Annotated in this window: 13 protein-coding genes; 7 read left to right on the forward strand and 6 right to left on the reverse strand. The window is 65.7% G+C overall.

Features of this window, described 5'->3' with window-relative positions; translation table 11 throughout:
* Positions 1–57 precede the first annotated feature (57 nt).
* The 4 genes from QE363_RS04495 (at position 58) to QE363_RS04510 (ending at position 2,023) form a co-directional block, all read left to right on the forward strand.
* The gene (locus QE363_RS04495) at positions 58–399 is read left to right on the forward strand and encodes a DNA primase (protein ID WP_307102642.1); all 342 of its coding nucleotides are present in this window, start codon (positions 58–60) and stop codon (positions 397–399) included.
* Positions 396–722 carry an MliC family protein gene (locus QE363_RS04500; RefSeq protein WP_309692378.1) on the forward strand — a complete coding sequence of 109 codons (327 nt, stop codon included), beginning with the start codon at positions 396–398 and terminating at the stop codon, positions 720–722. Before QE363_RS04495 ends, QE363_RS04500 begins: the two co-directional genes overlap by 4 nt.
* Before the next feature lie 230 nt (positions 723–952).
* Positions 953–1,597: an outer membrane protein gene (locus QE363_RS04505; RefSeq protein ID WP_307102644.1), complete on the forward strand. Its 645-nt coding sequence runs from the start codon at positions 953–955 to the stop codon at positions 1,595–1,597.
* Positions 1,598–1,690: 93 nt separating this feature from the next.
* Positions 1,691–2,023 (forward strand): HNH endonuclease, encoded by a 333-nt coding sequence (locus QE363_RS04510; protein WP_309692381.1) that lies wholly within the window; start codon positions 1,691–1,693, stop codon positions 2,021–2,023.
* A gap of 329 nt (positions 2,024–2,352) precedes the next feature.
* Here the strand turns inward: QE363_RS04510 and QE363_RS04515 are convergent, their stop codons facing one another.
* Together QE363_RS04515 and QE363_RS04520 are read right to left on the reverse strand one after the other, a co-directional pair.
* Positions 2,353–3,408, reverse strand: a complete 1,056-nt coding sequence (locus QE363_RS04515) for a ribonucleotide-diphosphate reductase subunit beta (RefSeq protein ID WP_261268832.1) — start codon at positions 3,406–3,408, stop codon at positions 2,353–2,355.
* Positions 3,409–3,454: 46 nt separating this feature from the next.
* On the reverse strand, positions 3,455–3,652 hold the full coding sequence (locus QE363_RS04520) for a hypothetical protein (RefSeq protein WP_307102650.1): 198 nt from the start codon (positions 3,650–3,652) through the stop codon (positions 3,455–3,457).
* A gap of 56 nt (positions 3,653–3,708) precedes the next feature.
* Here QE363_RS04520 and QE363_RS04525 point away from each other — a divergent pair, with 56 nt between their 5' ends.
* The gene (locus tag QE363_RS04525; protein WP_261268835.1) at positions 3,709–3,960 is read left to right on the forward strand and encodes a DUF2171 domain-containing protein; all 252 of its coding nucleotides are present in this window, start codon (positions 3,709–3,711) and stop codon (positions 3,958–3,960) included.
* A gap of 74 nt (positions 3,961–4,034) precedes the next feature.
* On the opposite strand, the gene QE363_RS04530 is transcribed toward QE363_RS04525, so the two are convergent.
* The 4 genes from QE363_RS04530 to QE363_RS04545 all read right to left on the reverse strand — a co-directional run bounded on the left by QE363_RS04530 (position 4,035) and on the right by QE363_RS04545 (position 9,314).
* The gene (locus QE363_RS04530; RefSeq protein WP_309692387.1) at positions 4,035–4,463 is read right to left on the reverse strand and encodes a DUF559 domain-containing protein; all 429 of its coding nucleotides are present in this window, start codon (positions 4,461–4,463) and stop codon (positions 4,035–4,037) included.
* Between the two features lie 68 nt (positions 4,464–4,531).
* The gene (locus QE363_RS04535) at positions 4,532–6,445 is read right to left on the reverse strand and encodes a ribonucleoside-diphosphate reductase subunit alpha (RefSeq protein ID WP_309698092.1); all 1,914 of its coding nucleotides are present in this window, start codon (positions 6,443–6,445) and stop codon (positions 4,532–4,534) included.
* Between the two features lie 373 nt (positions 6,446–6,818).
* Complete coding sequence (locus QE363_RS04540) at positions 6,819–7,301, reverse strand: DUF3429 domain-containing protein (protein ID WP_309692389.1); 483 nt, start codon at positions 7,299–7,301, stop codon at positions 6,819–6,821.
* 45 nt (positions 7,302–7,346) lie between these two features.
* A complete protein-coding gene (locus QE363_RS04545; protein ID WP_309692391.1) occupies positions 7,347–9,314 on the reverse strand; it encodes an EAL domain-containing protein in 1,968 nt (655 codons plus the stop codon).
* Here QE363_RS04545 and QE363_RS04550 point away from each other — a divergent pair.
* Positions 9,313–9,981, forward strand: coding sequence for a hypothetical protein (locus QE363_RS04550; RefSeq protein ID WP_309692394.1), 669 nt, complete (start codon positions 9,313–9,315; stop codon positions 9,979–9,981). The two genes, QE363_RS04545 and QE363_RS04550, sit on opposite strands and share 2 nt — an antisense overlap.
* A 162-nt stretch (positions 9,982–10,143) precedes the next feature.
* Positions 10,144–11,667: a fumarate hydratase gene (locus tag QE363_RS04555; RefSeq protein WP_309692397.1), complete on the forward strand. Its 1,524-nt coding sequence runs from the start codon at positions 10,144–10,146 to the stop codon at positions 11,665–11,667.
* Positions 11,668–11,774: the final 107 nt, after the last annotated feature.

The raw sequence follows: 11,774 nt of genomic DNA on the forward strand, positions 1-11,774 counted from the left end.
CGGGAACCGGCCGGGCCGCCGCACCGTTCCACCCTCCACAGATCACAGGAGGCAAGGATGGGCGGACATCAGGTTTCCAGCCAGGGACCCGGCGACGATGGCTGGGACGAGGAAGGCTATGACGAGAGCCAGCGCGCCGAAATCCTGGAGGCGACGCGCGACGGCCCCAGCGATGGCGTGCTGATCACCGATATCGACCCCGATCTGGGCGACGATACGGTGGAGGACGAACCGATCGACGAACTCGACATGGACTCCGAGGAGGTGGGCGAGAGCGACGCCTCGGTCGACATGAGTGCCGAGGACATCGACGAGGACGATCTCCAGGAGGATTTCGAGGACGACACCGTCGCCGACGGCGATATCGACGAAGCCGACGACGCCGCGCTGCGGCCATGAACCGCCTGCCTGTCGCGCTGGCGGCCGGGGGGATCGTGCTGGTCGGCTGTTCGACCATGCCCGATCCCCGCTCCTCGATGCCGCCGATGGTCTCGACCGATTTCCGGTGCGAGAATGGCAGCCGCTTCTGGGTCCGTTTCGACAATCGCGACGACAGCGCGCTGATGCGGCTGGACGGCGTTCTGGCGATACGCCTGGCCGGTCAGCCGGTCGCGTCTGGCATCCATTATGCCGGGTTCGGTCATGACCTGCGCGGCAAGGGGGGTGAGGTTGTTTTGACACGCCCCACCGGCGATTCCCTCCGCTGCCAGGCCGTCCGCTGAGCCGAGGGCATCATTCAAGGCGAAAAAATGGCGGAAAATCTGGGCCGCCGCATTCTCCCCTCAATTGGTTCATCTAGGTGACAGGAACTGTGTCATCACGGCAACAGGTTCCCACAACGCGACCAAAATGACGATCTTCGTGCAACCCCGCACGGTTTTGCCGGTTAAGCGGGCCTGGGCTGAGCGGTTCGATCCGCCGCCCCACATAGAATAAGAGAAGGGTATCTCACATGCGTAAGCTTTCCCTCGTCGCCGCAGCGGCGGCCGCGTTCGTTGCCGTGCCTGCCATGGCACAGGACATGAACACCACCGACACGACGGCTGCGGCACCTGCCCCGGCCGCCGACACCGCGACCGCTCCCGATGGCACCCGCGCCTTCGGTATCGAGCCGTACGTCGCGGTCATGGGTGGTTGGGAGCAGTTCGATCGCCAGTCGGTCGCCGGCATTCCCACGCAGCCCAAGGGCTATAACCTGGACGGCGCGCTGGTCGAGGGCATCGTCGGCTTCAACGTGCCGCTGGGCCCCGTGTTCGTCGGCGCCGAGGGCGCGGTCGCCAAGGGCGTGTCGGGTGACATCGACTGGCAGTATGGCGCCTATGGCCGCGCGGGCTTCCGCGCTGGCGAGAGCGGCCTGTTCTACGGCAAGGTCGGCTATCGCTGGAACAACTTCCACAACTTCGCTCCGGGCGTCGCTGGCGACCTGAAGCGTGACTATCACGCGACCGTCTATGGCGTCGGCGCCGAAGTTGGCCCGAAGGACATCGGTCTGGGCGGCCTGACCGGCAACTCGGGTCTGCGTCTGCGTCTGGAAGTCTCGACCTTTGACGACGCGCATTCGTTCCGCCCGATGGCGGGTGTCGTCGCACACTTCTGATCCCTCGGGGTCCAGTTGGCGTAAGGTGGCGGGGTTCGGCAGTGATGCCGGACCCCGTTTTCCTTTGTGGACAGGCTTCCCATATCGATGGCGATGACCGGACGGGTAAAACGCAAGGCGGGACTGGCGGCCGCCGCCCAACGGGTCGAGCGGGCACCGCCGCGATCCTGCGCGCTGTGCGACCGGCCACTGGGGGCGAAGGTGGAATGGCACCACCCCATCCCCAAGAGCGAAGGCGGACGCGAGACGGTGCCGGTCCATCCCATCTGTCATCGGACCATCCATGCGACCTTTTCCAACGCGGAACTGGCGCGGGGGTTTTCGGACTTTGCGGTGCTGCGTGCGCATCCGGAGATGGCGCGGTTCCTGCGGTGGATTGCCGGGAAACCGGCGGACTTCCATGCGCCGACGCGGGCGGCGCGGTGATCTGGGTTCGCGCAGAGGCGCAGAGGGCGCGGAGATCCTTTGGGGGCATGGCAAGCTCCCCCAATCTCCGTTCAGCCTGAGCGCAGTCGAAGGCCAAGGGAAACCCTCTCCCCGCAGCCCTCACGGCCGCAGGCCAAACTTGAAATTTCATAGTGTGACAGGCGTTATCCCGTGGCCTTCGACTACGCTCAGGCTGAACGGATGTGAGGAGATCCTCCACCTGCCTTTTTTCCTCCGCGCCCTCTGCGCCTCTGCGCGAACCACACTTCTTCGCGCCATCGCGGCTTCGCGCGAAAAAAAGGGCGGACCGAAGCCCGCCCTTTCGGCAATCACTCCGCCGCGACGCCCGCGGCCGAGAACATGTCGCCGGTCTCGCCCGGCTCCTCGTTCGCCGCCTTGGCGGTCTTGGCCTTTTGCCGGGTGTCGAACGCGTCCCAGACGTCGTTCCACTGGCCGCGCGTCGCCGCCTTGGAATATTCGGTCGCACGCGTCTCGAAGAAGTTGGCATGCTCCACGCCGTTGAGCAGCGGGGTCAGCCAGGGCAGCGGATGCTCGTCGATCATATAGATCGGCTTCAGCCCCAGCTGGCCCAGGCGCCAGTCGGCGATGTAGCGGATATACTTCTTGATCTCCTTGGGCTTCATCCCCTCGACCGGGCCCATCTCAAAGGCGAGGTCGATGAAATTGTCCTCCAGGCGGATCGTCGTCTGGCACACATCGGCGATGTCGTCCTTCACCGCCTTGGTCAGGCACTGGCGCTCCTGGCAGAAGGCGTGGAACATGCGGATGATGCCTTCGCAGTGCAGGCTCTCGTCGCGCACCGACCAGCTGACGATCTGGCCCATGCCCTTCATCTTATTGAAGCGCGGGAAGTTCATCAGCATCGCGAAGCTGGCGAAAAGCTGGACGCCCTCGGTGAAGCCGCCGAACATGGCCAGCGTGCGGGCGATGTCCTCGTCGCTGTCGACGCCGAAATTCTGCATGTAATCATGCTTGTCCTTCATCTCGGCATATTCGAGGAAGGCGCCATATTCGCTCTCGGGCATGCCGATCGTGTCGAGCAGATGGCTGTACGCCGCGATGTGCACCGTCTCCATGTTGGAGAAGGCGGTCAGCATCATCTTGATCTCGGTCGGCTTGAACACGCGGCCGTACTTTTCATGATAGCAGTCCTGCACCTCGACGTCCGCCTGGGTGAAGAAGCGGAAGATCTGGGTCAGCAGGTTGCGCTCGTGATCGGTCAGCTTCTGCGCCCAGTCGCGGCAATCCTCGCCCAGCGGCACCTCTTCGGGCAGCCAGTGGAGCTGTTGCTGGCGCTTCCAGAACTCGAACGCCCAGGGGTATTCGAAGGGCTTATACTGCTTGGAGGCTTGGAGAAGTGGCATCGGGGTTACTCCGGATACGAATGACGTGAAGAGGGTGAAGGCCGGTTCAGCCGCTGCTGGCCCAGGAGCGCAGCGCGGTGGCGAAACCGGCCAAAATGATCCCGCCCATGGCGAACATGGTGCCCGCGATCAGCCGGGCATAGCGGCCCTGCTCCGACCGGGGCGTGCGGAGCTGCAACAGCAGGATCAAGCCGATCCCGCCCAGCAAGGCCGCGACGGCGTACATGATGAACGCCGATGTCATGCGACCAATTCCGGCGTGGCGCGTTCCGAAACCGAACCCAACACAGGAGATTCAAGATGGTCGATGTCAGCCAGATCAAGGAACATGCCGAAGTCATCGGTGCGGACGGCGTCCATGTCGGGACGGTCGACCATGTCCAAGGCGACCGCATCAAGCTGACCAAGAACGACAGCCCCCAGACCGAGGATGGGCAGGGCGCCAAGCATCATTACCTGCCGATCGGCCTGGTCGCCGAGGTCGAGGGCGACCAGGTCCGCCTGTCGGCGACCGCACAGAACGCCGTCGACCAGTTCGAAGAGGCGGAGTGAGGCATAGTCTCCCTCTCCCTGTGGGAGAGGGAGGGAGCGCCCGTCAGGGCGCGGAAGGGTGAGGGCGGTGTCGGTCATGCGGCACCGCCCTTTTCCGTGGGCGATCCACCCTCATCCTTCCCACGCGGCTGTGCCGCGCGGGCCCCTTCCTTCTTCCGCAGGGAGAAGGAGATTCGAGCCAGGACCCCTTCGAGATTTGCCATTACATCCGCGTTGGTCACGCGAACCGTCCGATACCCCTCGCGCGCCATATAGGCTTCGCGGGACGCGTCATGGCCTTCCGCGACGACATGGGTGTCGCCGTCGACCTCGATGACCAGCTTTTCGGAAAAGCACAGCATGTCGGCGAAGAAAGGTCCCAGCGGCGTCTGATGACGCCATTTCAGATGCGGATAGGTTTCACGCAGCGCGCGGAGCAGACGGCGTTCGGGTTGGGGCGCGTCGCGGCGGAGTTGGCGGGCGCGTTGCACCGTGCCGGAGCGATGATTGTCGTAGTGACGCACACCCTCACCCTTCCGCCGCCTTCGCGGCTCCCTCCCTCTCCCGAGGGGAAAGGGATTGATAGCTCACCTCACTGACAGGCCAGGCACTCGTCATAATCGGTCGTCTCACCGATCTCGAACTTGGGTGCGCTGATCGTGTTGTCCGCCTCGACGCCGCCGCTCCCGGCGAAACCGGCGCGCTGCACCGACTTCGACCGTAGATAATAGAGCGACTTGATGCCCAGCTCCCACGCGCGGAAGTGTAGCATCAGCAGGTCCCACTTCTCCACGTCCGCCGGGATGAACAGGTTCAGCGACTGCGCCTGGTCGATATAGGGCGTGCGATCCCCCGCCAGTTCGAGCAGCCAGCGCTGGTCGATCTCGAACGAGGTCTTGAACGTGTCCTTCTCTTCCCTCGACAGGAAGTCGAGATGCTGGACCGAGCCGCCATGTTCGAGGATCGAGTTCCACACCGCGTCCGAGTTCTTCGACTTCTCGATCAGCAGCTTTTCGAGATAGCTGTTCTTGACCGAGAACGACCCCGACAGCGTCTTGTGGGTATAGATGTTCGCCGGGATCGGCTCGATACAGGCGCTGGTGCCGCCGCAGATGATGCTGATCGACGCGGTCGGCGCGATCGCCATCTTGCAGCTGAAGCGCTCCATCACGCCGACGTCGGCCGCGTCGGGGCAGGGGCCGCGCTCGACCGCCAGCGTCATCGACGCCTGGTTCACTTGCGCGTTGATGTGCTTGAACATCCGCAGGTTCCACGACTTGGCCATGGCGCCCTCGAAGGGGATGCCGCGCGCCTGGAGGAAGCTGTGGAAGCCCATCACGCCCAGACCCACCGACCGCTCGCGACCGGCCGAATAGGCGGCCCGCTCCATGCCGGGCTCGTGGCGGTCGATATAGTCCTGAAGGACGTTGTCGAGGAAGCGCATCACGTCCTCGATGAACTGCTTGTCGTCCTTCCACTCGTCCCAAGTTTCCAGGTTCAGCGACGACAGGCAGCAGACGGCGGTGCGGTCCTTGCCCTTATGGTCGATGCCGGTCGGCAGCGTGATTTCCGAACACAGGTTCGAGGTCGACACCTTCAGCCCCAGCTCGCGGTGGTGCTTGGGCATGTTCTTGTTCACATGGTCGGCGAAGACGATGTACGGCTCGCCGGTCGCCAGACGGGTCTCGACCAGCTTCTGGAACAGCGCGCGCGCGTCGACGGTCGCGCGGACCTCGCCGGTCTTCGGGCTCTTGAGATGCCATTCGGCGCCGTCGCGCACCGCTTCCATGAAGGCGTCGGGGATCAGCACGCCGTGATGGAGGTTCAGCGCCTTGCGGTTGAAGTCGCCCGAGGGTTTCCGGATTTCCAGGAACTCCTCGATCTCGGGGTGCGAGATGTCGAGATAGCAGGCGGCCGAACCGCGACGCAGGCTACCCTGGCTGATCGCCAGCGTCAGCGAGTCCATCACGCGGACGAAGGGGATGATGCCGCTGGTCTTGCCGTTCAGGCCCACCGGCTCGCCGATGCCGCGCACCTGGCCCCAATAGGTGCCGATGCCGCCGCCGCGCGACGCCAGCCAGACATTCTCGTTCCAGGTGGTGACGATGCCGTCCAGGCTGTCGGGCACCGAGTTGAGGTAGCAGCTGATCGGCAGGCCGCGACCCGTGCCGCCGTTCGACAGGACGGGCGTGGCGGGCATGAACCACAGCTTGGAGATATAGTCGTACAGCCGCTGCGCATGCTCGGCATTGTCGGCATAGGCCGAGGCGACGCGCACGAACAGGTCCTGATAGCTTTCGCCGGGCAGGAGGTAGCGGTCGTTCAGCGTTTCCTTGCCGAAATCGGTCAGCCGCGCGTCGCGGGCATGGTCGACCTCGACCGGATAGGGCTGCGGCCGGACCGACTTGGTGTCGGCGGGCGTCGGGGCCGGGGCGGCAATGTCCGCCGCCATCTTCTCAAGCATGTCAGTCGTCATGTCGCTATCCCGGTCATCCCTGAAGTCCATCATTGATGCCGCTCCTTTGTTCCTGATCCGTTCGGGTCGGTGCCCCGCCCCCGGCACAGCCGTGCCACAGGCGTCGCGAACGGTGGGAAATGGCATCGCAAAGGCCGTTTTCCGGCGCTTCCGCGATCCCGACCGGGCCTGTCGGTCCGATCCCTTCCTACCAGCGATTGGGGTTGTCCCCGACCTCTTCCACTATCCATAGTGGAAAATCCCGGCGATCACCGCAAGGGGGGTAAAGCGCGGAAAGGGGGTTGGTTGCGACGAATGGCGGTCGTCAAAGCGGTGTCGAAACCCGCGACGCATGGATGTCTGCGGGGTTCGCGAAGCGCAAGCCCCTAAAAATATTTTTGAACGTCGATGGCGCCCGCCCCGGTCAGCCGAGCGACAGCCAGAACAGTGCCGCCAGCCCGACCAGGGCGACCAGCATCTGGGGCGGGCGCAGCCGCGCGAAGTGGCGCGGCGCACCGCCCCACCGGGCGAGCCAGGGATCGGTCAGCGCGATCGAGGCATAGCCGATCAGCAACAGCGCAAAGCCCGTCGCCGGCCCCGCGACCAGCGCCAGCAGCCCCAGCGAGAAGCGAAGGATCATGGTCAGCATCTGCGACACATGGGGGCCGCCGGGCGTGAAGAAGCTCAGGCCGCGCGCCACGCCCGCCAGGAAGATCAGGATCGCCGCCCCCCAGATCTGCCCGATCAGCAGCGTCAGCGGCACCTTCGCCCAGGCGGCCAGCGCCGCGATCGGCAGGACCAGCACCGGCCCATAGCCGAAGATCAGGCTGAGCGGGGGAATGCGCGCGTCGGCGGCCTCCGCCATGGGGAGGGGGCCGGGGGCGGGGGACGGTGCGGGGGAAGACATGACGGCGCGAACGTGCGGCAGTCCTTTCCTATCCCGCCGTCCGCCTCATGCCGACCGGTGATGCGGCTCGGCCTCTTCGCGCGCGACCTCCAGCCAGGGGTGGTCGTCGGGCAGCGGGGTGGCGAAGGCGATGCCGACCCGCCCTTCGCGTTCCCAGCGGATATAGCCGCGCAAGGGCGGATCGACACCCAGCCGGATGCCCACCGCCGCGCCGCCCACGATATAGGCGGGGGGCAGCCCCTCGATCATCATGCCGGTGGTCGACAGGTCGCGAAGCCGGACATCGACGGTCGCCCCGCCCGAGACGATCTGCGCGACGCGCAGGACCTTGGTGCGCGGCCGACGGTGCGACTTCATGCCCACCGGCGTGGCGCGCGCGCCCTGTTCGCCCAGCAGGCGGTGGACCTCCTCCACGCCGCTCGGCTTGCCATAGACATAGCCCTGGATCTGGCTGCACCCCAGATCGCGGATCAGCGCGATCTCGTCCTGCAACTCGACGCCCTCGGCGGTCGTCTCCATGCCCAGCGTGTCGGCCAGGGTCACGATCGCGCGGATGATCGCGGCATTGCGGCTGCCGCTCCCGACCGCGCCGCGCACGAAGGACTGGTCGATCTTGATCTTGTCGAACGGCGCATGGCGCAGATAGCCGAGCGAGGAATAGCCGGTGCCGAAATCGTCCAGCGCCAGCCTTACGCCCAGCGCCTTGAGCGCCACGAACTGGCGCTGCGATTCCAGATCGTCGTTCAGGAAGACGCTCTCGGTGATCTCCAGCTCCAGCCGCGACGGGGCCAGCCCCGATTGCTCCAGCGCCTGGCCGATCAGCACGGGCAGATGCGGCTTGGCGAACTGGATGGACGAGACGTTGACCGCCACCCGCGCGGCACGCGGCCAGCTCGCCGCCTCGAGACAGGCGGTGCGCAGCACCCATTCGCCGATCTGTTCGATCAGGCCGCATTCCTCGGCCACCGGCACGAACTGCGCGGGCGAGATGTCGCCCTGGGTCGGATGGGACCAGCGCAGCAGCGCCTCGAACCCGACAATCTCTTCGTCGCGGGTGGACACGACCGGCTGATAGGCGAGGCGGAACTGGTTCTGCGCGATGGCGGTGCGCAGATCCTCCTCCATCCGCTTGCGGCTGCGCGCCCCCTCCAGCATCGCCTCGGCATAGAATCGGTGCACGCCGCGCCCGTCGCCCTTGGCGGCATAGAGGCCCAGATCGGCGTTGCGGATCAGCGTCTGCGAATCGGCGCCGTCCTGGGGCGCGATGGCGATGCCGATCGAACAGCCGATCGTCACGTCATGGCCCTGGATGCCATAGGGTTGCGACAAGGTGTCGATGATGACCCTGGCCAGCGTCGCCAGCCTTTCGCGCGAATCGGTGCCGGGCAGCAGGATCTGGAACTCGTCGCCGCCCAGACGGCCGACCAGCCCGGCATCGCCCACCGCCTGCTCCAGCCGCCGCGCCACCTGTTGCAGCAACAGGTCGCCCGCCTGGTGGCCCAGCGTATCGTTGACCGCCTTGAACCGGTCGAGGTCCATCAGGAACAGCGCGGTCGGGCGATAGGGGCTGACCGATTGCTTGAGCATCGTGTCGAGCGACAGCTTCATCCGCTGGCGATTGGCGAGGCCGGTCAGGCTGTCGAACAGCGCCAGCCGGGTGATCTCCGCCTCCGAGCGGCGCTTTTCGGTCAGGTCCGAGCCCGAGCCGATAAAGCCGCGGAACCGGCCGATGCCGTCGATGATCGGACGGCCCGAGATCGACCACCATCGTTCCGGATCGCCCGCACCCGAATCGACCGCGCAGACGGTATAGTCGGAAAAACTGGTGCGCGAGGCCATGTGGAAGGACAGCGTCCGTTCGGTCCCCGGTGCCGAGGGGTCCATCTGGAACAAATCGGTCAGCAGCCGACCCTTGCAGGCGAGGCCGGTCGACTGGAGATCCTCGGCCACTTTCTTCGACAGATAGGTCAGGGCGCCCGTGCCGGTCGGTTTCCCAGAACCAGCCGGTGCCATGTTCCTCGAACTCGGCGATCATCTTGACCGCCTGCTGTCCCTCGCCAAAGGCGCGGGCGCGGGCGTCCGCGACATTATAGTCCAGGCGGCCGACGCGCCGGGCGTTGAGGACCAGGATGATCAGCGGCGGCACCACCGCGCCGAGAATCGGGGCCAGCGGCACCCGCCAGGCCAGCGCCGCGATCACCGCCATGAAGGCGAAACCGAAGGAATAGCCGATCATCGCCCCGCGCACCGGATGCAGCATCGCGGCGGTCGTCCACATCGCGCAGATCAGCGCCAGCGTCGGCGTCCAGGGTCCGGGGGCATGCTGCGACCCGATGACCAGCGCCAGCAGTGCGCCAGTCGCCAGCGCCACGAGGAAACCCAGTCCGACCAGATATTGCTTGAGCCGGTAGAAGGGCCATTGGCGCGCCTCGCCGCAGGCGAGCACGATGCCGAAGATCAGCGTGCTGCCGACCAGCACGCCGCTCGCAATCTCCTTCTGGACCTGCATCCAGGACGGGTCGTCGCGCAGGCTGAAGCTGAGGACGAGCGCGACCGCGACCAGATTCTGCAGGATCGCCAGCGGCCAGGTCCGGCACAGTGTCTGCAACCGCTTGAGATGCACCTCGACCAGCAGCTCGTCATTATCCTCGACGAGCCCCAGCAAGGCCAGAAACGATAGGCGGTCGGAAGCGGAAGGCATGCGCGAAAGGGGGTCCCGATCGGTGGTCCCCCGTCTTGCCTCAGCGAAGTTAAGATAGATTAAAGTCTGGCCGAACGCGAAATGCCGTCATGGCTCCGCTGCGGCGTTGCAAGCCACGCGCCGCTGTCGCACAAGGCGCGCATGACGACCCTGATCCGCGACACCGACCTGATCGAGAGCGTGGCCGACGCGCTCCAGTTCATCAGCTATTACCACCCGATGGATTATATCCGCGCGCTCGGCAAAGCCTATGAGGCGGAGAAGAGCCCGGCGGCCAAGGATGCCATAGCGCAGATCCTGACCAACAGCCGGATGTGCGCGGAGGGGCATCGCCCGATCTGCCAGGACACCGGCATCGTCACCGTCTTCGTCAAATGGGGCCAGGATTGCCGCCTGTCGGGCGACCGGTCGCTGCAGGAGGTCGTCGACGAGGGCGTGCGCCGCGCCTATCTCCACCCCGAGAACCGCTTGCGCGCCTCGATCCTCGCCGACCCCGCCTTCACCCGCCGCAACACCAAGGACAACACGCCCTCCGTCCTCCATGTCGAGATGGTGCCTGGCAACAAGGTGACGGTCGACGTCGCGGCCAAGGGCGGCGGGTCGGAGAACAAGTCCAAGTTCAAGATGATGAACCCGTCCGACTCGATCGTCGACTGGGTGCTGGAAATGGTGCCGCAGATGGGCGCGGGCTGGTGCCCGCCCGGCATGCTGGGCATCGGCATCGGCGGCACCGCCGAAAAGGCCGTGCTGCTCGCCAAGGAATCGCTGATGGGCGCGATCGACATGGGCCAGCTGAAGGAGCGCGGTCCCAGGAACGATATCGAGGCGCTGCGCATCGAGCTGTTCGACAAGGTCAATGCGCTGGGCATCGGCGCGCAGGGGCTGGGCGGCCTGTCCACCATCCTCGACGTCAAGATCCTCGACTGGCCGACCCATGCCGCGTCGAAGCCGGTGGCGATGATCCCCAACTGCGCCGCGACCCGCCATGCGCATTTCACGCTGGATGGCTCGGGCCCGGTCTATCTCGAAGCCCCCAAGCTGGAGGAATGGCCCAAGGTCGACTGGAAGCCCGATCTCCAGGCGGCCAAGCGCGTCGACCTGAACACACTGACGCCGGAAGAGGTGAAGGGCTGGAAGCATGGCGACCGGCTGCTGCTGAACGGCAAGATGCTCACGGGGCGCGACGCCGCGCACAAGCGGATCAAGGACATGCTCGATCGCGGCGAGGAACTGCCGGTCGAGTTTCGCGGCCGCGTGATCTATTATGTCGGTCCGGTCGATCCGGTCGGCGAGGAAGTGGTCGGCCCGGCGGGCCCGACGACCGCGACCCGCATGGATAAGTTCACCCGCATGATGCTCGACCAGGGGCTGCTGGCGATGGTCGGCAAGGCCGAGCGTGGTCCGGCGGCGACCGACGCGATCCGCGAATATCAGTCCGCCTATCTGATGGCGGTCGGCGGCGCGGCGTACCTGGTCGCCCGCGCGATCAAGGGATCGAAGGTCGTCGGCTTCGAGGATCTGGGCATGGAGGCGATCTACGAGTTCGACGTGGAGAATTTCCCCGTCACCGTCGCGGTCGATTCCGAAGGCCAGAACGTCCACACCCTGGCCCCGCTGGTCTGGCGGGACAAGATCGCCAAGGAAGGCCTGCTGACCCCGGCGTGATGGGGGCGACTTAGGGCTGATCGACATTCAGTACGGCTTCTTCTTTCCCTCTCCCCTGGACAGGGGAGAGGGTTAGCGAAGCTTGCCAGCCTGCTGGCTAGCGCAGC

The organism is Sphingomonas sp. SORGH_AS_0870 (assembly GCF_031453175.1).
Classification (GTDB): domain Bacteria; phylum Pseudomonadota; class Alphaproteobacteria; order Sphingomonadales; family Sphingomonadaceae; genus Sphingomonas.